Genomic DNA, 23,768 nt, shown 5'->3' with positions numbered 1-23,768 from the left:
GCCTTAGCCCTGATCGGGCCGCAAGTGCTTCAGATGTTGACCGATGCCGGAGCGGCTTTCTAGCCGCCGGCTTTTTCTCCTGCGGATTGCTCCTTTACGCCAAGCGCGTCGGCGAGCCTGACGGTTGCTGACCCGGGCCGCTTCGGCCTCGGCTGGTCGGGATGCGGCGCCCAGCCGGCCGCATGAATAATCTCGAAGCTTGCGCGGACCTTGCCATCATCGTCAGCGAACCGGTCGGCGTAAATTTGCGCAGTGCGCACGAAAAACTCGCGCGACACCGGTTTGCGCGGCCGGTCGGCAAGCACGCTGGTTTCGCCCATGGCCCGCAAGTCGCGCATCAGAACGAACGTGTTGCCGTACCGAACTGTGACCCGATCGACATCCGTCACCGGCATTGCAAATCCTGCGCGCTGTAACAGCCCGGCCATATCCATCGTGTCGGCGAAAGGCGAAACGCGCGCGGACGCGCCATCGTAAAGTTCCGTTTCGGCGGCCATAAGCGATTGCCGCAATTCCTTGAGGCTGGAACCGCCGAACAGCGCAGCGGCGAAGAATCCATCGCTCTTGAGCGCGCGATTGATCTGGATCAGCGCGCCTGGCAGGTCATTCGCCCAGTGCAGCGATAGCGGCGACACCACAAGGTCGAAAGCCTCGTCACGAAAGGGAAGGCGTTCTTCATCCACGCAGGCATCGGCGGCGAGGTTCTCGGCGAAATCGGTTTCGATCAGATGTTGGATCTTATCCGCTGCATCGGGGCGGGATTGCAGCGCGCGGCCGAACTGGCCGCCGCCACCAAGGACAAGCGTCCGGGGAAAAGCCCTGTTTATGCTTTCGATCCGGTCGATCAGATCGTCTATCGCCCTTTGCAACAAGAAGTCGTATTCTAGCAAGTCGCTGGCGGCGCGGTTTCGGCGTTGCCGCAGGAGCGATCGATCGAACAGGGCGGGCGGAGATGAACTCATGGCTCCGATATGGCGCGCCGGGCGCATTAAGAAAAGCCGGGACATTTATCGGCAACATTATCTGGCCGCCAACATCACCGCTGACCGGTCGGCGTGTCGCGGCCAGCGGCCTGCTCGAGCCGGAATGTTGGCAATGCCTTCATTTTCTCGATCCGCCCTGGTGCGAGACGTGTGGTGTGCCCTTCGCCTTTCCGGTTGGGGCTGGTGCGGAATGCGGCGCGTGTATTGCGCGCCAGCCTGTCATTCACAAAGCGCGTGCTGCGCTGGTGTATGCGGATCAGTCACGACGCCTCGTGCTGGATTTTAAACATGGCGGCCGTCTGGATGCGCTGGATCAGATGACGGCGTGGATGGTCCGTGCGGGGCCGGATGTCCTCGACGGATCGAGCGCCCTCATCCCGGTACCACTTCACCCCACGCGCCTGTTCAGTCGGCGTTTCAATCAGTCACAGCTGCTAGCGCGGGCGATTTCGGCGCGTACCGGCATCCCGGTTGAATCAGGTTGGCTCTTGCGGCGGCGGCGAACACCCAGCCAGGCGGGACAGACCGGCCGCGGGCGTCGGCGCAATGTTGCGGGAGCCTTCGCATTGACTGCCGCTGGCGACATTGCGCTCGCGGGAATGACCGTGACGCTGATCGACGATGTCATGACCACCGGTGCGACGTTCGAGGCGTGCGCCAAGCCACTTTTGCGGGCAGGCGCACAGTGCGTAAATGCGCTGTCGCTTGCACGCGTTGTGAAACCGGTCGATCCCACTACATAATTGCACGAACCAGACCGGAGATTCGATCATGGCCAAGGTCACGATCTACACCCGCGCCATGTGCGGTTATTGCACGCGCGCCGTGAGTTTGCTCAAGCAGAAAGGCATCGACTTCGAGGAAATCGATGCCGGATTCGATGCCGCCAAACGGCAGGAGATGATCCAGCGATCAAACGGCGGAAGGACATTTCCGCAAGTCTTCATCGGCAACGAACATATCGGCGGAAGCGACGATCTGATGCGCCTGGAGCGCAGGGGACATCTCGACGCGATGCTGAAGGCTTAATTGATGCGCGCGGGGCTCATCCAGATGCGCTCCGGCGTCTCGACGGAAGCCAATCTTGAGGCGGCAGACACGCTTATCCGGAAGGCCGTATCCGACGGCGCCCAATTTGTTGCCACGCCGGAAACCACGCATCTCGTTCAAAAAGACGCCGATCGGTTGTTTGAGACGATGAGGACGCCGGAAGACGATCCGGCCATACCCTTTTTCGCATCGCTGGCGCGGGAACTCGGCATCACCCTTCTGATCGGGTCCCTGGCCCTGAAGGTTGGCGATCGCCGCGCCGTCAACCGGTCCCACCTGTTCGGTTCCGACGGCTGTATCATCGCGACCTATGACAAAATCCACATGTTCGATGTCGGCCTGGGCAAGGGCGAGACCTACTCCGAATCCACGAACTACCGGCCGGGCGACGAAGCCGTACTGGCTGATGTTCCGGGGGCCCGGCTGGGCCTGACCATCTGCTATGATGTGCGCTTCCCCTATCTCTATCGAAGACTGGCCCAAGTAGGCGCCGAGATCTTCACGGTGCCGGCGGCTTTCACGCGGCCGACGGGGAAGGCGCACTGGAATACATTATTGCGAGCGCGAGCCATCGAGACCGGCAGCTACGTTCTGGCGCCGGCGCAAGGCGGGCAACACGAGGACGGCCGCAAAACCTGGGGCCATTCGCTCATTGTCGGGCCGTGGGGCGAAGTGGTCGCCGGGCTGGACCATGATGAACCGGGTTGCCTGATCGCCGACGTGGAGATCGGCAAGGTGGCGTCTGCGCGCAAACGCATTCCCTCGCTCGAACACGATCGCCGCTTTACCGGGCCATCCTGACGCCTTCACTTGGCGTTCAATACAATCGTGCCCATATAGAAACCATGATCAGATACGCCCTCATCTGTGACGGCTCGCACGAGTTCGAGGCCTGGTTCCGCAATTCGGATGACTTTGATGTTCAGTCCGGACAGGGACTGGTCGAATGCCCGATCTGCGGCTCTCAGGATGTGCGCAAAGGCGTGATGGCCCCGGCGGTTGCGACGGGTAAATCGAGCAAATCCCAGGATCCCCAGAAAGCCATGATGGAATTCGCCGGCAAGGTCCGCCAGCATATTTCGAAGAATTTTGACTATGTTGGCGACCGGTTCGCCCGCGAAGCCCGGGCGATTCACGAGGGTGAAAAACCGGAGCGGGCCATTTACGGCGAAACGACGCCCGCCGAATCCAAGGCGCTCGCCGAAGAAGGCGTGCCCTGCGCGCCGCTACCTGACCCGTTCGTGCCGCCGCAGGCGAAAAAGCTGAACTAGCTCTTCACCGCCACCATCAAATAGTTGACGCTGGCATCGGCCGTTATTTCGAATTCGTCGCGAAGCGGATTATAGCTGACCCCGTCAGGCTCGCGCACGGTCATCCCTTCGGCGGCAAGTGCGGAGCGCACTTCCGACGGTTTCACCAGCTTTTCAAAGCGATGAGTGCCACGCGGCAACCACCGCATGACCCATTCGGCACCGAAAATGGCGAAAACGAAGGCCTTCGAAGTCCGGTTGATCGTGCCGACGACCATGATACCGCCGGGTTTGAGCAGTTTCGCGCAATCCTTCAAAAAGGCCGCGGGATCGGCAACGTGCTCGACGACCTCCAGATTCAGCACCACATCAAACTGCGCTTCGCCGTCTTCAAGCAGCTGCTCCGCCGTCCCGTGGCGGTAGTCGATGTCCAGCCCCTGCTCCTCGGCGTGCACGGTCGCGGTCTTGATGTTGGCTTCGGCCGCATCAACGGCGGTCACGTCGGCGCCCAGCCGCGCCATTGGTTCGGCAATCAGACCGCCGCCACACCCGATATCGAGCAGTTTCAGACCATTGAGCGGTGCATCACCGGGCTCGCGGCCGAAATGGTCCAATACCGTATCGCGAATGTAGCGCAGCCGAGCCGGATTGAATTTGTGCAGGGGCTTGAACTTGGAATCGGGGTCCCACCATTCCGCAGCGATCCGCGAGAACTTCTCGATTTCTTCCGGGTCAATGGAAGGCCGGGAAAGGGTATCGGGCGCATTTGCCTGGGCCATGGATGAGCTCTTTACTCCAAGAAAACGGGTCGGTCCGCCTTAATATGGCCTCGTGAACTAGCACTTTCGAGCCCGGCATGAAGCGGTTATACGCCGCAGCGGAGTGAGCGAGGGTTCAGCTTGGCCACAAGAGTACTGAAATTTGGCGGGACATCCGTCGGATCCCTGGAGCGGATTCGCGCCAGCGCGGCCATTGCCGCCGCTGAACGCCGTCGTGGCGAGGACGTGGCAGTCGTGGTTTCGGCGATGGCGGGAGAAACCGATCGCCTGCTGACATTGGCCGCAGGTCTGGGCTTTGACCTCGGCGATGCGGAAACCGACGTCGTGATCAGTGCGGGCGAACAGATCAGCGCCGCGCTCATGGCCATGGCGATTCGCCTCGAAGGCTTGCACTCGCAGTCATTTCTGGGCTGGCAGGCGGGCATTCGTACCGATGGTCCGCCGGGAGCCGCGCGCATAAACGGGCTTGATGCCGATCCGATCCGCAAGTCGATGGAAACAGGCTATGTGCCGGTCATGGCCGGATTCCAGGGCGCATCGGCGGACGGACGGGTCCGGACGTTAGGCCGTGGCGGCACAGATCTGTCCGCCGTCGCATTGGCTGCGGCCCTCAACGCCTCTTGCGACATCTACACCGACGTTGATGGCGTTTTCACGACCGATCCGCGCATCGAACCGAAGGCACGCCGGATACAGAAAATCAGCTATGATGAGATGCTGGAACTCGCCGCACAGGGCGCAAAAGTGCTACAGACGCGGTCAGCAGAATTCGCGAAGGCACGCAATGTGCCGCTACGCGTCTTGTCCAGTTTCGCAGAACCCGGGCAGTCGGAAGGCACGACGATTATGAGAGCCGAGGACATTGCCGAACGCCGAATCGTTTCGGGAATTGCATACGCCCGGGATCAGGCCCGCGTGGCGTTGCGCGGCGTGTCGCAGACGCCAGAGGCGGCTGCCAATGTATTTTCCGGACTTGCCGATGCCGATATTGGCGTCGACATGATCGTTCAGTCGCCGGCCAGCGAAGCCGGACGCGCCAATCTCGAATTTACGGTCGATCGCCGTGATCTGAAGAATGCCTTGGCGCGCATCGGCGAGAGCGATGCGCGCGACGTGTTGAGCGAAACCGGTTTGGCCAAGGTGTCCGTCGTTGGGCTCGGGCTGAACCGGCGCGCCGATGTGGCCCGAATTCTCTACCGGGCCCTGGCCAACGAGAACATCGCAGTGCGAACCGTTGCGACATCGGAGATCAAAATCAGCGTCCTTATTGAAAACGATGCCGTCGAACACGCGGTGCGCGCATTGCATGCTGCGTACGGGCTGGATGATGCGTCATGATGGATGATGCAATCAGCCCGCCTGACGCCAAGGACCTCGCGCCGGGCCCGCGCCGTCTGCTATCTCGGCTGCGTGGCCTCATGGCCGCGCAGGAGAATGCGCAGAAGCGGCTGGACAATCTGACCAGCATGATCGCCGAAGAGACCGGCTCGGATGTTTCCTCGATTTACCTCGCCCGGCGGTCTGGCGCGCTCGAATTGTGCGCGACGCACGGACTGAAGCAGGAGGCCGTTCACAGTACGCGCCTGCAGCATGGCGAAGGCCTGGTCGGCCAGGTTGCGTTGACCGCCAAGCCCTTGGCCGCCGCCGATGCACAAGCCCACCCGGCCTTCTCATACCGGCCCGAGACCGGTGAAGAACCGTTCAAATCCTTTGTCGGAGTGCCGATTCTGCGTGGCGGCCGGCTGGTTGGTGTCCTCACGAGTCAGACCAGCGATGCACGCAAGCTCGCCGACGGTGAGATCGAGACCTTGCAGACCGTGGCGATGATCCTCGCCGAGATCATTGCGTCCGGTCAGATAATCGCGCCGGAGGAACTGGCCGGTCTGGATGTAAGGCCCACCAAGTCCGAGCGATTCCAGGGTGGCGCGTTTTCGCCCGGCTTGGCGATTGGCGTTGCTGTGGTGCACGAGCCACACGTATCGCCCGTCCGTTTGATCGCGGACGATCCCGAGGACGAAGAAGCCCGTCTCGATATCGCGATCAACGAATTACGCCTGGCCATCGATGAAATGCTGGATGCCGGCCGTCTGCCCTTCGGCGGGCCAACCCGTGATGTGTTGGAAGCTTATCGCATGTTTGCGCATGACCGCGGCTGGCTACGGCAGCTCCGCGATGCCGTGAAACAGGGGCTGACCGCTGAAGCTGCCGTCGAGCGGGTCCGTAACGAACACCGAGCCCGCCTGATGCAGGCCAAGGACCAGAATTTCCGAGAACGCCTTCACGACCTCGAAGATCTGGCCAACCGCTTGCTCCGTCATCTCGACGAAACGACGCAAGATGCCGGTGCGCCGCTTCCCGACAACGCCATTCTCATCGCCCGCTCGATCGGACCGGCCGAGCTGCTCGACTATGACCGCAGCAAATTGAAAGGTTTGGCGCTGGAAGAGGGCTCCGCCACCAGCCATGCCGTGATCGTGGCCAAGGCGCTGGGAATCCCGCTCGTGGGTCAGGTCGAAGGCGCGCTCGATCGCGTCGAAACGGGCGATCCGGTCATTCTCGACGGCGAATTCGGATTGCTTCATATCCGGCCGAACGAAGAGGTCGTCGAGGCGTATGCGGACCGGGTGGAGACGATCTCGCGGCGCGCCGCCGCATTTGCGAAGCTCAAGGATGCGCCGTCGGTGACCGCCGATGGCCAACCTTTCGAACTGCATCTCAATGCGGGTCTGCTGATCGAGCTCAAGCGCCTCGAGGAAACCGGTGCCGCCGGCATCGGACTGTTCCGGACCGAGTTCCAGTTCATGGTCGCGGACACGCTGCCCATGGTCGGCGAGCAGGCGACACTCTACAAGGCCGTGCTCGACGCTTGCGGCGAGCGGCCGGCCGTCTTCCGCACCCTCGATCTGGGCGGCGACAAGGTGACCGCGGCGGCGCCGGCCATGCGCGAGCCCAACCCGGCCTTGGGCTGGAGGGCGATCCGGATGGGGCTCGACCGGCCCGGATTGTTGAGATTGCAGCTTCGGGCGCTGATCCAGGCGGCCGCCGGACGCGAACTCGATGTGTTATTCCCGATGATTGCCGCGCCGTGGGAGTTCTTTGCCGCCCGTGACATGCTCGCAGCGGAAATCGCCCGGGCCGAAAAGTATGGCCGCGATCTGCCAAAACGCTGGCGCGCCGGCCTGATGCTTGAAACACCGGGGATGGCGTTCGCGATCGATGAGGCATTGCCGCGGGCCGACTTTGTAGCTGTTGGCGCGAACGACCTGATGCAGTATTTCTTCGCGGCGGACCGGCTCAATGCTCGCGTTGCAGATCGCTATGATGTGCTGTCACCGCCAGCGCTCCGGTTGTTCCAATCCGTGCAGCAAGCCTGTGCCCGTCATAATGTACCAGTGTCGATCTGCGGCGAAACCGCGAGCAAACCGCTGGAAGCCGCAGTGCTGCTGGCCCTCGGGTATACGAAACTGTCGATGGCCGCTGGCAGTATCGCGCCGGTACGAACGTTATTGAACGGACTTCATGTCGATCGTCTTGGCGCGTGGCTTGCATCGCGGCTGAATGACGCCGGCCGATCGTTACGGCCGGAATTGCTGGAGGCCGCCGCCGATGCAGGATTACCGCCGGAAGCTGTTGATAACTCGCGTATCATCTGAAATTATTAGGACATACGCACCTGTCGGGCGAGTGGGTCGCGTTTCTGAAATTACGGGTCGTGCTGATCCAGGACAACAGGGTGAGTGATGTCCCAAGGGACGTCGAATACGGGGTTTGTGCCAGTTGATGCCGTCTATTCCGATGGCGAAACGGCCTATACGCGCTTGTCTGCCGGCGAAAGATTGCGCGAAGCCCGTTCAAAGAAGGGCCTGACACTCGACAGCGCTGCGGCCCGAACCCGCATTCGCCGCGATTATCTTGAAGCACTTGAGACCATGGATCCGCGTGGCCTGCCGGCACAGGCCTACGCCATTGGCTATCTCCGCACCTATGCGCGTTTTCTGGAGCTGGACGAAGCTGCGATTGTCGAGCAGTTCAAGGCCGAAGCCGACACGCAAACCGGCCGGGCCACGCCGACGGCGCCCCAACAGCAGCGCGAAATCAAACTGCCGCGCGGTCTGATCGGCGCGCTCGCCATTCTGGTGCTCGTGGCACTGATTGGCTGGTGGTATTCAAACGCCATCTCGGGTGAGAGCGTTTTCGACGATATACCGCCGCCTCCGGACTCGGAACTGGCTGAGGACTCCGCTGGCAGCGTATTCGAGTCGGATTTGCCGCGCGTGGCCGCCGCTGAAATCTGGTCGGACCTGCCGTCTTTGAATCCCGCGGAAGATAACATTCCCGATGTCGTGTTGCGGGCCAGCGCGCCGGTTTTCCTTGAGGTGCGCGATTCTGCGGGCCGTATCCTGTTTTCACGCGAATTGCGGCGGGACGAGGTCTATCGTCCGATTTCCGAGGCCGGATTGACGGTTACCGCAGAAAACGGCGGCCTGGTGACCATCGAGATCGAAGGTGAAGAATCGCGTTTGCTCGGCGCAGCGGGTCAGCCGGTCACCGAAGAACCGCTGCTGCCGGTCGAAGACGCCGACCCGGCCTGACACCAACGCCTCGCATCCGGGCGCATTTGGTCCTATATCGTCGGCGAGCAGACGGATACGAGCCGGCCCATGCACGAGCAGCATCGCGAAGTTCGCCCCTGGCGTATGATCGAGCGGCGCAAGAGCCGTCAGATTCATGTCGGAAAGGTCGCAGTCGGTGGCGATGCGCCGATTTCCGTCCAGTCGATGACCAACACGCCGACACCGGATGCCGACGCAACCATTCGCCAGATCCGCGAGCTAGAGGATGCCGGTGCCGACATTGTCCGCGTGTCCTGCCCGGACGAAGAGTCCACTGCCGCGTTCTCAACCATCGCGAAGTCGGTGTCTGTTCCACTCGTTGCCGACATCCACTTCCATTACAAGCGCGGGATCGAAGCTGCCGAGGCCGGCGCTGCCTGCCTGCGGATCAATCCGGGCAATATCGGCAAGATGGACCGCGTGAAGGAGGTCGTTCAGGCCGCCAAGGACCATGGTTGCTCAATCCGCATTGGCGTGAATGGCGGCTCATTGGAGCGCCACCTGCTCGAGAAATACGGTGAACCCTGCCCCGAAGCGATGGTCGAAAGCGCGCTCGATCATGCCAGAATTCTCGATGACCTCGATTTCCACGAATACAAGATCTCGGTGAAGGCGTCCGATATCTTCCTCACCGTTGCCGCTTACCAGATGCTCGCCGAAGCCACCGACGCGCCCCTGCATCTCGGCGTGACGGAAGCCGGCGGCGCTCGCATTGGAACCGTGAAGTCTTCCATAGGCATGGGAAATCTTCTCTGGTCCGGTATCGGCGACACGATCCGCGTATCGCTCTCCGCCCATCCCGTCGAGGAAGTGAAGGTCGGCTACGACATGTTGAAGTCGCTTGGCATTCGCACGCGCGGTGTCAACATCATCGCCTGCCCATCCTGTGCCCGCCAGGGCTTCGATGTCATCAAGACCGTCGAAACTCTGGAAGCGCGTTTGGCCCACATTTCCGAACCGATTTCGCTTTCCATCATCGGCTGCGTCGTGAATGGCCCGGGCGAAGCCATGTTCACCGATCTCGGCTTCACCGGCGGCGGCAAAGGCGCTGGCAAAATGTATGTCGCCGGCAGGCCGGACCACAATGTCACCAACGAGGAAATGGTAGACCACATCGTCGACATGGTTGAAGCCCGCGCTGCAGAGATGCGCGCCGCCAACGAGGCCGCCGAATAGATGGCGGCCAATGCCGAAGAAATTCACGTCGCTCGGGAAGAAAACCCACGAAAATCTCGCGGCTGTCACCGAAGCAGGACGGTGGGATGCAAGCGAAACATGGATTCTGGCCGACACGAAAGGGCAGGCGGAAAACTATGGGAGACGTTGAAGTGAAGCTCTACGGGCTGAAAAACTGCGACACGTGCAAGAAAGCGATGAAAGCGCTGGATGCGGCCGGCCAGGAGTATGCCTTCATCGACATTCGCGCCGAAGCGGACCTTGCGGCGCTGGCGCCGGTCTGGCTCAAACGCGTCGATGCCGGAAAACTCATCAATACGCGGTCCACGACATGGCGTCAGTTGGCTGACGCCGACCGGGCGAGGGCAGGGGAAGATCCGGCGGCAGTACTGGCGGCCAATCCCACCTTGGTCAAACGGCCGGTCATTGAACGCGGCGACGAGGTGTTCGTCGGCTGGACGAAGGATGTACAATTGGCGCTCGGTATCTGATGGCGGGCACCGCCACGCCCGCAAATGCGCTCCGCGATGCGTGCGACATCCGCCTGGGTTTTCCACATGACGACGCCGGTTCACCCGGCGACTGGCTGCGTGACGTAGCGGCGTATTTGGACACACAGAAGGTCGACGATGAGATCTTCATGTCCGGCAAACTGGCCCGCAATCTGGAAGATCATTGCGCAGAATTGCTGGGCAAACAGGCGGCGGTCTGGTTTCCGACCGGCACAATGGCACAATTGGCTGCGGCGCTGATCCACGCGGCCGCCAAGGGCAAGCGAACCATTGGCCTGCATCCGACCTCGCATCTCCTCCTGCACGAGGAGGACGCGATCCGAGCATTGGCGGGATTGGAACCGGTAACCGTCGGCGAATGGGCCCGCATCATCGAGCCCAGCGATGTTGAAGCGGCTGCAGACCTCGCTGCATTGTTCATCGAGCTGCCTCACCGCCATACAGGCGGGCAATGTCCGGACTGGGATACGCTATCGGCCACAATCTCGGCGGCACGACAAAAAGGGGCGGCAACCCATTTGGATGGTGCGCGGCTATGGTCTGTGCGGAAAGCCATGGGCGGGCGCAGCTATGCCGAAATCTGCGCGCCATTCGATACCGTGTATGTCTCTTTCTACAAAGATGTCGGCGCGCTGGGCGGCGCCATTCTGGCGGGTAGCGAGGACCTGATGGCCCAGGCGAAGACCTGGCGTCACCGGCAGGGTGGCCTGCAGGTACGATCCTGGCCGGTTATGGCAGATGTACTGCGCCGCCTGCCGGCTGCGATAGAATCCATGCCGGATTGTATTTCTGCCGCCGGGGAAATCGCGGGCTTGTTTTATAATGCCGGATTCGAGATTGAACCCTTTCCGGTCCAGACAAACATATTTCATGTCCGTGTACCGTTCAGTGAGGATGACTTTATATCGCATCGCGACGCCATCGCTGCGGAAACAAGGGTCTGGCTGGGCGGCGCCGGATGGGCGCTTGATGGGCGGGCCGGACGCTCGCTGGAAGTAACCGTCAGTAGCAGGCTGGCGAGCGCTGACCGAAATCGCCTGGACTCGGCCATACGGATGCTGGCGGGCCGGCGCGGCTAGTCGACCAGCGTTACCAGCGGCAATACAACATCCAGCATTTCACCATCGCGCATGCGTGTAATGATGATTTCAGTGGCGGGATCTTCGCCGTCTCGCGGCCCGCACCCTCTGTCTGCCACTGGGCGGCCGTCGAAATGAGTCAGTACATCGCCGGGCTGCAGGCCCGCCTCTTCCCCACGGCTGCCGGGAAGGATTGCTTCCACGACAAGTGCCGCGCCTTCGGGCCGTAGCGCCAGACCATGAGTGGTTTCAGCGTCGATCGCGATCGGTCCATCGCCGGAAATCCGCTCAACAAGCACACGCTCGTTTGAATGGTCGAACGTCCAGTTGAAGTGACGCATAAGCATCCCGCCAAGCAATTCGGTTTCCGGCACTTCCTCGACAAGGGGCTGTGCGATCACATGGGCTCCAAACCGGGCATTGCCCCAAAGCCGTCCGCCGTCGCGGTATTCAATATGCTGAAAGCGGATCGACGCTCCGATCGGCCGGGCATCCGCTGTCAACCGATAGTGATCGAGCCGGTTAAGCGCCAGCGGCGTGCTGGCGGCGCCGGAGTCGATCAGAACACGCCGCGTCCGGCCGTCGATCTCGATCTCGAGATAAGGCCGCTTACCGGGGCCACGCGTCGAAAACACCGCGATATTATCCGGAACCGGCAGTTCGCCGCGCGCAAGCCGGAGGGTGCCTGTCTCGTAATCCAGCGTGGTGAGAAACCGTTCGAACACATCGACCGCCAGAATACCGTCGATCTCGCGGCCCAGTCCCACCGTCAGATGATCGAGTTCTGCCAGGCGTGAGGGCATCCGGTTGACCGAAACAGGTCCTATGCGGGCATTGGTGATGTTGACGCGACGGTGGTCTGTCACGGACATATTGGTGACGCGTTCGAGCGAATCTGGATCGATATATGTCGCGGAGGCGCCGGTATCGTAGAGCATCCACAGCGTTCGGTCCGCCTCACTCTCCGATCGACCGTCCCGCGCACCAACGACAAGCGGGACGAAGAAATAGCCGCGGCACATCTCGGTGGGAATGGTCCAGCTGTTTTCGTCCTGCGCGCGGGCCTGCGACAGGATGAGAACAGCGAGCAGCAGGGCGACACGGATCATGGCGCCAGTATGGGCGGGGCGATCGCTATAAGGAAGGGCACGACCGATTTCCTCCCCGTTTAAGGCAGGCGGGTATGAAGCGTTTCAGCGCGTCGCAACCCCATCACCCCACCCCGCCGATCCTGCCGGATCGCCGACCCTCCCCATCAAGGGGAGGGGAAAAACCACAACCCCTCACCCTCGAAAGCCGGCCATTGGCTGGCCGCCTTCCTCTTCCCTCTCCCCTTTGAAAGGGGAGAGGGAGGGGCGTGAAATCGCCTTGCGATGAGCGACCGGGTGAGGGGTTCTGCGCCCCGCGCACCCAAATAGCCTTCCATTCCCTTGCCGAGATGGTTTTCGGCGCCGGGGTTTCCGGTCAAGGGCGCGCATGCGCCGCTTCGCGGTTTCACCCTTGAGCTGAAAACCCGGCGCGAAAGACTGGCCAGCATGGAATGTAAGGCGGAGACAGCTTGGTTTTCCCCTCCCGCGTTGTGGGGAGGGGGATTTCGGTGATGTAAGGTGTGGTTCTCACATCGACCTTACCGAATAGCGGTCTTCGCTGTTCACCAGGAGCGGGAAAACAGTTCCAATTCTACGAAGAATCCCGCCACATGGTGGCATGACAAAACTCGATGCGATCTGCGTTTATTGCGGCTCCAACGCCGGCACGCGCCCGGAATACACCGAGGCCGCGCAGACAATGGGCACAGTCTTGGCAAGAAGAAGTATCGCCCTCGTTTATGGGGGCGGGCGCGTCGGGCTGATGGGCGTTCTGGCAGATGCCTGCCTGGAAGCGGGCGGCAAGGTGTACGGCATCATTCCGGAATTCCTGGCGCTTCGAGAAGTCGCGCATTCCGGTTTGACGGACTTGGTCGTGGTCGACTCGATGCATACGCGAAAGGCGGAAATGGAACGCCGCTCTGACGGATTTGTCGCATTGCCCGGCGGGATCGGTACCATGGAAGAATTGTTCGAGGTCTGGACGTGGAGCCAGCTGGGACAGCATCGTAAGCCCTGCGGCCTCCTCGATGCGGGCGGTTATTTCGACCACCTCACTGCTTTCCTCGACCGAATGGCCGCCGACGGTTTCGTTAATCCCGAGCACCGCGCCATGCTCCATAGAAGCGAGAACGCCGACGCACTGCTCGACGCGTTCAATGCCTATGAGTCGCCTGCTGCCGATATCCGCATAAAAGTCAAACAGACCTGAAGTCTTCCACAGACGCCGGGAATTTGCCTAACCTCCCCGACGACAGGGAGGACAAACCATGGATTCGATTCTCACACCCGTTCTGGTGCTGATCTGCTGGACGCTGATCATGTGGATCTGGATGTACGCCACGCGCATCCCGGCGATGCAGAAGGCCGGGATCAATGCCGCGAAAATGACCGAAAAATCGGAAATGGACGTACTGCCGAAGGAGGTTCGGCGCATTGCCGACAATTATAACCATCTGCACGAACAGCCGGTCATCTTCTACGCGCTGATCTTCTATGCATCCGCTGCCGGCGCAGCGACCCAGCTCATGATCTATGCCGCCTGGACCTATGTGATCCTTCGTATCGCACACAGCCTGATCCAGGCCCTGTGGAACTTCATCCCGGTGCGTTTCCTGGTGTTCGTGCTGTCCTCGCTCACCCTCTTCGTGATCGCCGGAATTTGCGTCGGGGCGGCAATCGGGAGTTAACCGCTCGACGGCGTTTTCAGAGCCCGCATGGGGTGATAATCAGCCTGCATGCGCGCACCAGAAACCCGCCTGGAACAGGTCATCGACCGTTTCGAACAAGTTGAAGCCCGCCTCGGCGCAGCCGCCGACGGCGACGAGATCGTTCGCCTGTCGCGCGAGCATGCTGAGCTGAAACCCGTTGCTGATAAGGCGCGTGAGCTCAAGGCCGCGCGCGCCGAGCTCGCCGATCTCGAAGAGATGATGGAGGGCGACGACAAGGACATGGCGGAGATGGCGCGGGAGGAGTTCTATACCCTCAAGGAGCGCCTGCCGGAGATGGAGCGCGAGGTCTCGCTCCTCCTCCTGCCCAAGGACAAGGACGACACCGCCAATGCCATGCTGGAAATCCGCGCCGGCACCGGTGGCGACGAGGCAGCGCTGTTCGCGGGCGACCTTTACGAGATGTATCGCCGCTACGCTGAGACCCAGGGCTGGAAGTTCGAGCTCGAATCCGCGAGCGAGGGCGATGCGGGCGGCTTCAAGGAAGTGATCGCTTCGATATCCGGCAATGGCGTGTTCGGTCGATTGAAATTTGAATCCGGCGTGCATCGCGTACAGCGCGTACCGGCGACCGAGAGCCAGGGCCGGATACACACCTCTGCCGCCACGGTCGCCATCCTTCCGGAGCCGGAGGAGATCGATATTGAGCTGAAGGATGAGGATATCCGCGTCGACACCATGCGCGCCTCCGGCGCTGGCGGTCAGCACGTCAACAAGACCGATTCGGCCGTACGGATGACCCACATCCCGACCGGCATCGTCGTCCTCTGCCAGGAAAAGTCACAGCACCAGAACCGCGCCCGTGCGCTGCAGCTCCTGAAGACCCGGCTCTATGACATGGAACAGCAGGCTAAGGCCGCCGAGCGTGCCGATGCGCGCAAATCGCAAGTGGGTTCAGGCGATCGCTCAGAGAAGATCCGAACCTATAATTTCCCGGAAAACCGGGTTACCGATCACCGCATCAAGCTGACGCTGTACAAGCTGCAGGACATCCTCTCAGGTAACGCGCTCGATGAGGTGGTCGCCGCGCTCATCGCCGAGGACGAGGCGGCGCGCCTCGCCGCCATGGAAGAGGCGTGACCAGCCCGTCGGTTTCCGGCCGGGTCGCATCACTGGCCCGCCATCCGGTGAAGGGCTTCACTCCGGAACCGCTGGAGTCAGTCACCCTTCGCGCCGGCGCACATTTTCCCGGCGATCGGCTCTATGCCGTCGAGGACGGCCCGTCCGGTTTCGATTTTGATGCGCCGGCGCACATCCCGAAAATGGCCTTCACCGTTCTGGCGCGCCTGCCGGCGATCGCGGCTGTGCGCACGAAATGGAGTGAGGATGACGGCGTGCTCAGCGCCTGGCATCCTGACTTTGGCGAACTCAAGGTCGATCTCGAGGATGATAGCGGCCGCCGGGCCTTCGCGACCTGGCTTCGAGGCGTTCTGGCAGGCCAGGTCCGTGGTGAACTGAAGGTCCTGGCGGCTCCGGATGCGCATCGTTTCATGGACAGCCCGAAGGGCTTTGTCTCGATCATCAATCTGGAAAGCGTGCGCGATCTTGAGGCGAAAACCGGCCGCCGCGTTGATCCGGCGCGTTTCCGCGGCAATATCATGGTCGCGGACTGGCCGGCATGGTCGGAGCTTGAACTGGGAGGCCGCGAAATCGCCATCCGCAATGCGCGCCTGCGCGGTCTGAAGCCGATAGAGCGTTGCACCGCAACCCATGTCGATCCGCACAGCGCCAAGACCGATATCGATGTCGTGCCACTCTTGCGCGAGCATTACGGCCATGTCCTTTGCGGCCTCTACGCGGAAGTCACGGACGGCGGCGCGATCCGTACCGGCGAGACCGCCCGCATACTCTGACGCGCTTTTTCCTTGAAACTTGTTGTGCCGCGGCGGACCCTGCGTCCGGGACGAGTAACAGGGCCGGACATCATCATGCGACATCTTATTTCGAGGCTATTTCTGACCAGCATGGCGGCGGGCCTTGTCGCTTGCGGCGACAGCGCCGAGGAGCTCGATCCACAGGTCGTATGCCATGTCGGCGCCTATCGCGCGCCGAGTGGTGATGTGGTCGACCTCACCCCGCTGTCCGCCAGCGGTCTGCGCTGGCGCGCGCTCGACGGGACGACGGGAACGCTGCGTCCGGGCGGGGCCGGCGAGTGGATGGGAGATGTCGGCTGGACCGACACGCCGCACCCGGTGCGCTTCGATCTCGGAGAATGTGCTGACGGCGTGATCACCATCGCCAACCATCCCGAGCTGGCGGGCACAGCCGTTCGGATCGACTTCCCCACCACCGAGACGACATTCGACAGTGAGGGCGAAACGTTTGCTGGCCGCCTGGTCCTGCCGCTCGGCGAAGGCCCGTTTCCGCTGGCGGTGCTGATCCACGGCTCGGAAGACTCGAGCGCCCGCGATTACTATTATCACCAGCGCCTGCTGCCGGCCCGGGGCGTCGCCGTCTTTGTCTATGACAAGCGCGGCACGGGCGGATCATCCGGCGAATATACGCAGGACTTTCACCTGCTCGCCGCCGACGCAGCTGCCGCTCTCGCGGAAGCCCGGCGCCTTGCCGGCGACCGCCTTTCCGCGTCTGGCTATCAGGGCGGCAGTCAGGGTGGCTGGGTCGCGCCTCTGGCCGCCTCGATGAGCGATCCGGATTTTGTCATTGCCGCCTTTGGTCTCGCGGAAGGTCCTTTGGCCGAAGACCGCGATGAGGTTCTGTTCAGCATGGTGGAAGCCGGTTACGGCGGTGATCCTGAAGCCATGGCGGGGGCTCGTGCGCTCGCTGAAGCGGCCGGCCGCCTGCTGGCTTCTGATTGGCACGAGGGCCAGGCCGAGATGGCGGCGCTGAAGGAGCAATATCGCGACGAACCTTGGTATGACGCCATCGAAGGCGAGTTCACCCACGAATTCTTGGTGCGGCCGATCTGGCAGCTGCGCGCCGCCTGGCCTTTCTTCGATCGGGGCACGAGTTGGGATTACGACCCCCGCCCGGTGCTGGACGGGCTCGACATACCAGTGCTCTGGGTGCTCGGCGGGGACGATGCCGAGGCGCCCTCGCAGGAAACTCAGCGCATTGTCGGCGAATTGCAGGCCGCGGGCCGCCCGGTCGATCTTGCCGTCTTTCCGACCGCCGATCACGGCATTATCGAATTCGAGACTGGTCCGAATGGTGAACGCCTGTCCATCCGCTATTCCGAAGGCTATTTCCCGCTACTGGCTGACTGGGTCCGGACCCGCGAGCTCAGCGGCGCCTATGGCGATGCCGTGTTGACGCCGCGCAGCGCGTCGACCGGAAGCGGCGAGTGACGGTGGACCGAGGCGATTTCGCGGGTCTCGTCGCGGCGGAAGCCGGACGCCAGGAATCGCGGCCGGGCCTGGCGCTCGACCGTGCTTGGCAAGGTCTGCCGCTCTCCGCTATCCGGGCTGATCTCACAGCGCGGCTAACCGCAGCCGGAATTGACGAAGCCGCGAGCGATGCGCGGTTTCTGATGGAACGCGCGCTACATCCTGCATCGCTTGCCGTGGCGCTCGGCGATCCTGCACCCGCCGCTTGGCAGATCATCGCGGCACTCGCCGATCTCGCCGTAAAACGGCTGGCGCGCCAGCCATTGGCCCAAGTGCTGGGCGACAAGCCCTTTTGGACGCTCGACCTTAAAGTGACGCGCGACGTGCTGACCCCGCGCGCCGATACCGAGACGCTGGTCGAGACCGTGCTGCGGGAAATCGACGACAAGAGCCACGCGCTCGATATCGCCGATTTCGGCACCGGATCGGGCGCGATCCTGTTGGCGTTGCTCTCCGAAATGTCCAACGCAAAGGGTCTCGGTATCGATATCAGCGAGCAAGTGCTCGCGGTTGCTCGCGAGAATGCGGAGCGCAACAATCTGGCGAATCGGACGGAGTTTCGCACCGGCAACTGGGCGGACGGGCTCGACGACCGGTGCCTCGATATCGCCGTTTCCAATCCGCCTTACATTGCCAGCGATGTGATCGCGGGCCTCGAACCGGAGGTACGCGATTATGAACCGCGAATCGCGCTTGATGGCGGCCGCGACGGGCTCGAAATCTATCGCCGGTTATTGCGGGAGTTATTCCGCGTTCTGCGCCCAGGCGGATTGATGGCCGTCGAAATCGGATTTGATCAGGGCCGGTCCGTTTTGGACATCGCACGCGCCGTAGGATTCAAAGAATTGAAGATCGCCCGCGATCTCGGCGGGCATGAGCGGATTGTGTCCGCGCGCCGGCCGATGGGCTGATGTGGCAATACCCTCTTGGAAAATGAGCAAAGCCGGGCTAGCTTTGCGGCTAAGTTGATGGATGCGCCTTGGGACAAGGCTGTCGGGCGCAAGACTATCCAACCAGCTTGTCGTCCGTTTTCGTTATCGGTACCTGATCTTCAACGGATGATGCACGTCGCGAGTACATGGGGGAAAGCGGCCTAAACGCAGCCTGGAAATTGCGAGGATCGACGACGATGAAGCGTCAGCGCGGACGAGGCCGGGGAAAACCCGGCGGGAATCAGGGCAACCGTTCGTTTGAAAGCAATGGTCCGGACGTCAAGATCCGGGGCAATGCATCCACGATTTACGACAAGTACATGCAGCTGGCGCGGGATGCTTCCTCGTCAGGCGACCGGGTTATGGCGGAAAACTACTTCCAGCACGCGGATCATTACTTCCGGATCGTGTCGGTGCAGCAGGCCGAGCAGGAACAACGCCGCCAGGCCCGTCAGCAGCAGCAGGAAGACCAGAATCGCCGCCAGCAGAACCGCCAGCAGGGCGGCGATGAGGACAACGCGCCCGACAATGCCGAGGACAAGCGCGATCAATCCGGCGACGCGAACGAGCATGAGCGGCCGCGCCGCGGCCGCCGGCCCAAGCGCCAGCCGGCCGAGGACAAACGCGATCCGCTTGAGGTCGTTGATCCGGAAAAGGGCGGCCAGTCGGAAATGGCGTCAGATGAGAATGCTGACGACCAACCGCGTCCGCGCCGCGGCCGCCGTCCGCGCAAGCCGACCGATGAGGGGTCCGGCGGTTCTGAAACCGAAGCGGCGTGATTTCCACGGTAATCGCGAAACAAGAAGCCCCGGCCAAAGTGCCGGGGTTTTTTTGTGGCCCGCCCGCACTTGTGTGCCCAAAGGGCAACACCTATCTCAATCCCAGACGATTTGCCGGGCCTCACTCGGGACGGCACCAAACCTGCAATCTCGCCTGATCGGGGGATGTAAAGAGACATGAATTTCGAGACCTATACCGACCGGGCGCGGTCGATCGTTCAACGCGCCCAGCAAGACGCACTCGCCTCGCGCCATCAGCAATTCACGCCCGAGCATGTGCTCAAAGCGCTGATGGACGACGAGGGCGGGTTGGCCGCGAATCTGATCAAGGCGGCCGGCGGTAATCCGCAAGCCGTAGCCGACCTCACCGAACAGGCGCTGACCCGCCTGCCCAAGGTCGAGGGCAGCGGCGCCGGACAGATCTATCTCGCACCGCAGACCGCAGAGGTCTTCAAGACCGCCGAGGAAGCCGCCAAGAAGGCGGGCGACCAGTATGTGACAGCCGAGCGGCTCTTGCAGGCTCTGTCGATCGCCAAGGGCGCCCACGCTTCGGAAATTCTCAAGAATGCCGGCATCAATCCGCAATCGCTCAACAATGCGATCAACGACATGCGCGCCGGACGGACCGCCGACAGCCAGTCAGCCGAAGACAGCTATGAAGCGTTGAAGAAATACGCCCGCGATCTGACCGAGGCGGCGCGCGAGGGCAAGCTTGATCCGGTGATCGGCCGCGACGAGGAAATCCGCCGCGCCATCCAGGTCCTGTCGCGCCGGACCAAGAACAATCCCGTCCTGATTGGTGAACCCGGCGTCGGCAAGACAGCCATTGCGGAAGGACTGGCGCTGCGCATCGTCAACGGCGATGTACCCGAAAGCCTGCACGAGAAGAAACTTCTGGCGCTTGATATGGGATCGCTCATTGCCGGAGCGAAATATCGCGGTGAATTCGAGGAGCGGCTGAAAGCCGTGCTCGGCGAAGTGGAAAGCGCAGGCGGTAACATCATCCTGTTTATCGACGAGATGCACACACTCGTCGGCGCCGGCAAGACCGATGGCGCGATGGACGCCTCAAACCTCTTGAAGCCCGCGCTGGCGCGTGGCGAGTTGCATTGTATCGGCGCGACGACGCTTGATGAGTACCGGAAACATGTCGAGAAGGACGCCGCGCTCGCCCGCCGATTCCAGCCGGTATTCATCGGCGAGCCGACCGTGGAAGACACGATCTCCATCTTGCGCGGCCTGAAGGACAAGTATGAGGTCCATCACGGCGTGCGCATTTCCGACAGCGCCATCGTTTCGGCCGCGACTTTGTCGAACCGCTACATCACAGACCGGTTCCTGCCGGACAAGGCGATCGATCTGATGGACGAAGCCGCCTCGCGCCTGCGCATGCAGGTCGATTCCAAGCCGGAACAGCTGGACGAGATCGACCGCCGCATCATGCAGCTGAAGATCGAAGCCGAGGCGCTGAAGAAGGAAACCGACGACGCCTCCAAGACGCGGCTCGAAAAACTCGGCAAGGAGATTGCCGAACTGCAGTCGAAATCCGACGAGATCACCGCGGCCTGGCGCGCCGAAAAGGACAAGTTGGCGTCAGCGACCGAAGTTAAGGATCGCTTGGACCGGGCCCGCGCAGAACTCGCCGACGCCGAACGCCGCGGCGATCTCGGCAAGGCGTCCGAGTTGAAATACGGCGTCATCCCCGAGCTCGAAGCCAAGATTGCCAAGTCCGACGAGGCTGAGGACGGCGCGCTGGTCAAGGAGGTCGTGGATGAAGAACAGATCGCGGCCGTCGTCTCGCGCTGGACGGGTGTACCGGTCGACAAAATGCTCGAAGGCGAGCGCGAAAAGCTCCTGAAAATGGAAGATGCGCTGCGCGCCCGTGTCGTCGGTCAGGACGAGGCGCTCGGTGCCGTCTCCGATGCTGTGCGGCGCGCCCGCGCGGGTCTGAAAGACCCCAATAGGCCGATCGGATCCTTTCTGTTCTTGGGCCCCACCGGGGTTGGCAAGACCGAGCTCACCAAGACGCTCGCAGACTTCCTTTTCGACGACGAGCATGCGGTCACCCGCATGGACATGTCCGAATACATGGAAAAGCACTCGGTGGCCCGCCTGATCGGCGCGCCGCCCGGCTATGTCGGCTATGACGAGGGCGGAGCGCTGACCGAGTCCGTCCGCCGCCGGCCCTACCAGGTGATCCTGTTCGACGAGATCGAGAAGGCGCACCCCGATGTTTTCAACGTGCTTTTGCAAGTGCTCGACGATGGCCGCCTGACCGACGGGCAAGGCCGCACGGTCGATTTCCGCAACACGCTGATCATCATGACGTCCAACCTCGGTGCCGAATTCCTGATGCAGGCCGAGGATGTCGAGACCGCCCGCGATAGTGTGATGGGGGCCGTGCGCGCGCACTTCCGGCCCGAATTCCTCAACCGCGTGGATGAGATCATCCTGTTCCGCCGCCTGGCCGAAGAACACATGGGCGCCATTGTCGACATCCAGATGAAACGGTTGGCTCGGCTCCTGGCGGATCGCCGCATGACGATCGAGCTCGACGATGCGGCCCGCGGCTGGCTCGCTCAGAAGGGCTTCGACCCGGCCTATGGCGCGCGGCCCTTGAAGCGCGTCATCCAGAAAGAGTTGCAGGATCCCCTCGCGCGCCTGTTGCTTGAGGGCGAGCTGAAGGATGGCGACGCGATCAAGGTCTCGGCCGAGGGCGGCCATCTCGTCATTAACGGCCAGGTGATCGCCCGCGAAGCCGCACTGCCGCCGGACGTGATGGTGAACTAGGCCGGTGAACTTAGGGGATGATGGCGGCCAGGGGCCGCTATCCCCCTCGCGATCGCAACGGCTCCGCCGCGGCCCGCCCATCAGTACGGAAAGTAACATCGGCTGATGCCGCAACGACATCGACGCGTTGTCAGCCGCTTCGGTAGCCGGCCGGGCGGTTTCGCTTAAGAACTTTTTTGGGGGCGTGCTGGACACGCCGCCGGACTGGCTGTTCGGTGCCTGCCAATCACCGGCTTGCCAAGCGCTGTCCGACATTCCGATCTGGCGGACCGGTCGCAACCGACCTTGTTTCGCTCCAATAGTCGACTTGATGAGAGCGTTAATCCTTGCAGAACCTTTCAACGTCACCGATGTTGGCGATCCCGTGCCAGCAGCCAACGAGAGTTGTCCAATCCTCGAGACGGAAAACTGATGCAAGCGCATTGCCAGGAGCGCTCTTCATGCTGCAATTCCCGTTGCGACCGATAAGCATTGCACTTGGCATCACCCAGATCGTTGCGTTTGGAACATCGTTTTACTTGCTCGGCGTTTTGGCAATTCCAATCAGCGAATCCACCGGTTGGCCTCTGCCATGGATTGCCGGCGGAATGACTTTGGGCGCCCTTGCTGGCGCCACTATTTCCCCGACCGTTGGTGAGCAGATTTCAAAAGGACGCGGTAGGAAAACACTTGCGCTCAGTTCTGTCCTGTTCGCGGCCGGACTATTGGTAATCGCGTCCAGCAGCACGCTGCCAGTCTATTTTCTCGGCTGGATTTTTGTCGGCTTTGCGATGGCGTCCGGGCTTTATGATGCGGTTTTCAGCGTGTTGGGCCATATCTTCGGCGCCGGCGCAAAATTCTCGATATCACTCATCGCCATTCTCGGCGGTTTCGCCAGCACCGTGTTCTGGATTGCCAGCGGAATGCTTCTGGAAGTGATGCATTGGCGGACGATTTGCGTCATTTACGCCTTGTGTCATGTCGCAATTAACCTGCCGATCTACCTGTTATTCATTCCTTCGCCGTCAAAGGTGTTTGCAACGGGTGGAGAACAAGACGAATTCCGGACGAAATTCTATTTGCGGGATTTAATGCAACCGGATTTCCTGCTGATGGCTTTCCTGTTCATGCTGGAAGTCATTATCGCTTCGATCATCGGCGTACACATTATCAACATATTGGTAGACATGGGGCGGCCGCTTGCGGGCGCCGTGGCGTTTGCGGCTCTAATTGGACCCAGCCAGGTCGCCGGTCGGATAGCCGAATTGTTAGCAGGATCAGTCGTTTCGCCTACGATCGCGACAATCTGCGCGCTTGCGGCCATCGGATTGGGGCTGCTGGTGATGGGGATCGCGCCGCAATTGGCCGGTCCCGCCATCGTCATTTATGGCGCGGGGATCGGAGTTGTCTCCATCGCCCGCGGAACCCTGCCATTGCATATTTTGGGCGCTTCTAGGTATTCGGTGGCGATGGGTCATTTAGCGCGCCCCATTGCAATCGCTCAGGCGGCGGCGCCGACGATCGGCGCATTAATGCTGACTTACGCCTCTTCACGCGACACGCTCATCATGCTGGTCATCGCGACGCTCATAGCCTTGTCGGCGGCAACAATATTACACTGTCGAAGTGTTGGGACAGGACGAAACAAGCCGCGCTGACTCGCTTTGCGCGGCAAAATGTCGGACCG

Annotated in this window: 22 protein-coding genes; 19 read left to right on the top strand and 3 right to left on the bottom strand. The window is 61.8% G+C overall.

Translation table 11 applies throughout. The features are described from left to right. Nucleotides 1-59: 59 nt before the first annotated feature. Nucleotides 60-962: a methyltransferase domain-containing protein gene (locus tag ACO08C_RS04520; protein WP_421787857.1), complete on the bottom strand. Its 903-nt coding sequence runs from the start codon at nucleotides 960-962 to the stop codon at nucleotides 60-62. Between ACO08C_RS04520 and ACO08C_RS04515 the strand changes: the two genes are divergently transcribed. The 4 genes from ACO08C_RS04515 to ACO08C_RS04500 are packed head-to-tail and all read left to right on the top strand — an operon-like array spanning nucleotide 953 to nucleotide 3,304. Further along, nucleotides 953-1,726 (top strand): ComF family protein, encoded by a 774-nt coding sequence (locus tag ACO08C_RS04515; RefSeq protein WP_421787855.1) that lies wholly within the window; start codon nucleotides 953-955, stop codon nucleotides 1,724-1,726. The genes ACO08C_RS04520 and ACO08C_RS04515 overlap by 10 nt on opposite strands. A gap of 28 nt (nucleotides 1,727-1,754) precedes the next feature. Beyond that, nucleotides 1,755-2,012 (top strand): glutaredoxin 3, encoded by a 258-nt coding sequence (grxC, locus tag ACO08C_RS04510; protein ID WP_421787853.1) that lies wholly within the window; start codon nucleotides 1,755-1,757, stop codon nucleotides 2,010-2,012. 3 nt (nucleotides 2,013-2,015) lie between these two features. Next, a complete protein-coding gene (locus ACO08C_RS04505; RefSeq protein WP_421787851.1) occupies nucleotides 2,016-2,834 on the top strand; it encodes a carbon-nitrogen hydrolase family protein in 819 nt (272 codons plus the stop codon). 44 nt (nucleotides 2,835-2,878) lie between these two features. Further along, nucleotides 2,879-3,304 (top strand): DUF1178 family protein, encoded by a 426-nt coding sequence (locus ACO08C_RS04500; protein ID WP_421787849.1) that lies wholly within the window; start codon nucleotides 2,879-2,881, stop codon nucleotides 3,302-3,304. Here the strand turns inward: ACO08C_RS04500 and ubiG are convergent. Beyond that, complete coding sequence (gene ubiG / locus ACO08C_RS04495) at nucleotides 3,301-4,062, bottom strand: bifunctional 2-polyprenyl-6-hydroxyphenol methylase/3-demethylubiquinol 3-O-methyltransferase UbiG (RefSeq protein ID WP_421787847.1); 762 nt, start codon at nucleotides 4,060-4,062, stop codon at nucleotides 3,301-3,303. The two genes, ACO08C_RS04500 and ubiG, sit on opposite strands and share 4 nt — an antisense overlap. A gap of 120 nt (nucleotides 4,063-4,182) precedes the next feature. On the opposite strand from ubiG, the gene ACO08C_RS04490 reads away from it, so the two are divergent. The 6 genes from ACO08C_RS04490 to ACO08C_RS04465 all read left to right on the top strand — a co-directional run bounded on the left by ACO08C_RS04490 (nucleotide 4,183) and on the right by ACO08C_RS04465 (nucleotide 11,442). Beyond that, nucleotides 4,183-5,400 (top strand): aspartate kinase, encoded by a 1,218-nt coding sequence (locus tag ACO08C_RS04490; RefSeq protein ID WP_421787845.1) that lies wholly within the window; start codon nucleotides 4,183-4,185, stop codon nucleotides 5,398-5,400. Continuing rightward, on the top strand, nucleotides 5,397-7,715 hold the full coding sequence (gene ptsP, locus ACO08C_RS04485; protein WP_421787843.1) for a phosphoenolpyruvate--protein phosphotransferase: 2,319 nt from the start codon (nucleotides 5,397-5,399) through the stop codon (nucleotides 7,713-7,715). Before ACO08C_RS04490 ends, ptsP begins: the two co-directional genes overlap by 4 nt. A gap of 87 nt (nucleotides 7,716-7,802) precedes the next feature. After that, a complete protein-coding gene (locus ACO08C_RS04480) occupies nucleotides 7,803-8,654 on the top strand; it encodes a helix-turn-helix domain-containing protein (RefSeq protein ID WP_421787841.1) in 852 nt (283 codons plus the stop codon). Nucleotides 8,655-8,723: 69 nt separating this feature from the next. Further along, nucleotides 8,724-9,851, top strand: coding sequence for a flavodoxin-dependent (E)-4-hydroxy-3-methylbut-2-enyl-diphosphate synthase (gene ispG, locus ACO08C_RS04475; RefSeq protein ID WP_421787839.1), 1,128 nt, complete (start codon nucleotides 8,724-8,726; stop codon nucleotides 9,849-9,851). A 137-nt stretch (nucleotides 9,852-9,988) separates the two neighbouring features. Continuing rightward, complete coding sequence (locus ACO08C_RS04470) at nucleotides 9,989-10,342, top strand: ArsC/Spx/MgsR family protein (RefSeq protein WP_421787837.1); 354 nt, start codon at nucleotides 9,989-9,991, stop codon at nucleotides 10,340-10,342. Further along, a complete protein-coding gene (locus ACO08C_RS04465; RefSeq protein WP_421787835.1) occupies nucleotides 10,342-11,442 on the top strand; it encodes a threonine aldolase family protein in 1,101 nt (366 codons plus the stop codon). Before ACO08C_RS04470 ends, ACO08C_RS04465 begins: the two co-directional genes overlap by 1 nt. On the opposite strand, the gene ACO08C_RS04460 is transcribed toward ACO08C_RS04465, so the two are convergent. Beyond that, nucleotides 11,439-12,551 carry a PDZ domain-containing protein gene (locus ACO08C_RS04460; protein WP_421787833.1) on the bottom strand — a complete coding sequence of 371 codons (1,113 nt, stop codon included), beginning with the start codon at nucleotides 12,549-12,551 and terminating at the stop codon, nucleotides 11,439-11,441. The genes ACO08C_RS04465 and ACO08C_RS04460 overlap by 4 nt on opposite strands. A gap of 598 nt (nucleotides 12,552-13,149) precedes the next feature. On the opposite strand from ACO08C_RS04460, the gene ACO08C_RS04455 reads away from it, so the two are divergent. The 9 genes from ACO08C_RS04455 (at nucleotide 13,150) to ACO08C_RS04415 (ending at nucleotide 23,739) form a co-directional block, all read left to right on the top strand. Then, on the top strand, nucleotides 13,150-13,740 hold the full coding sequence (locus ACO08C_RS04455; protein WP_421787831.1) for a TIGR00730 family Rossman fold protein: 591 nt from the start codon (nucleotides 13,150-13,152) through the stop codon (nucleotides 13,738-13,740). A 58-nt stretch (nucleotides 13,741-13,798) separates the two neighbouring features. Next, on the top strand, nucleotides 13,799-14,218 hold the full coding sequence (locus ACO08C_RS04450; protein ID WP_421787829.1) for an MAPEG family protein: 420 nt from the start codon (nucleotides 13,799-13,801) through the stop codon (nucleotides 14,216-14,218). A gap of 48 nt (nucleotides 14,219-14,266) precedes the next feature. Next, complete coding sequence (gene prfA / locus ACO08C_RS04445; protein ID WP_421787827.1) at nucleotides 14,267-15,337, top strand: peptide chain release factor 1; 1,071 nt, start codon at nucleotides 14,267-14,269, stop codon at nucleotides 15,335-15,337. Then, nucleotides 15,334-16,110 (top strand): MOSC domain-containing protein, encoded by a 777-nt coding sequence (locus ACO08C_RS04440; RefSeq protein ID WP_421787825.1) that lies wholly within the window; start codon nucleotides 15,334-15,336, stop codon nucleotides 16,108-16,110. Before prfA ends, ACO08C_RS04440 begins: the two co-directional genes overlap by 4 nt. A gap of 75 nt (nucleotides 16,111-16,185) precedes the next feature. Further along, on the top strand, nucleotides 16,186-17,562 hold the full coding sequence (locus ACO08C_RS04435) for an alpha/beta hydrolase family protein (RefSeq protein ID WP_421787823.1): 1,377 nt from the start codon (nucleotides 16,186-16,188) through the stop codon (nucleotides 17,560-17,562). Then, nucleotides 17,559-18,512, top strand: coding sequence for a peptide chain release factor N(5)-glutamine methyltransferase (prmC, locus tag ACO08C_RS04430; RefSeq protein ID WP_421787821.1), 954 nt, complete (start codon nucleotides 17,559-17,561; stop codon nucleotides 18,510-18,512). Before ACO08C_RS04435 ends, prmC begins: the two co-directional genes overlap by 4 nt. Before the next feature lie 218 nt (nucleotides 18,513-18,730). Continuing rightward, complete coding sequence (locus ACO08C_RS04425) at nucleotides 18,731-19,312, top strand: DUF4167 domain-containing protein (RefSeq protein WP_421787819.1); 582 nt, start codon at nucleotides 18,731-18,733, stop codon at nucleotides 19,310-19,312. 177 nt (nucleotides 19,313-19,489) lie between these two features. Further along, complete coding sequence (gene clpB, locus ACO08C_RS04420) at nucleotides 19,490-22,102, top strand: ATP-dependent chaperone ClpB (RefSeq protein ID WP_421787818.1); 2,613 nt, start codon at nucleotides 19,490-19,492, stop codon at nucleotides 22,100-22,102. Between the two features lie 440 nt (nucleotides 22,103-22,542). Beyond that, nucleotides 22,543-23,739: an MFS transporter gene (locus ACO08C_RS04415; RefSeq protein WP_421787816.1), complete on the top strand. Its 1,197-nt coding sequence runs from the start codon at nucleotides 22,543-22,545 to the stop codon at nucleotides 23,737-23,739. Nucleotides 23,740-23,768 lie beyond the last annotated feature (29 nt).

Source organism: Hyphobacterium sp. (genome assembly GCF_965229905.1).
In the GTDB taxonomy this organism is placed as follows: domain Bacteria; phylum Pseudomonadota; class Alphaproteobacteria; order Caulobacterales; family Maricaulaceae; genus Hyphobacterium.
The sequence above is the reverse complement of the archived record's forward strand: the minus strand, read 5'-3'. Positions and strand labels throughout refer to the sequence as shown.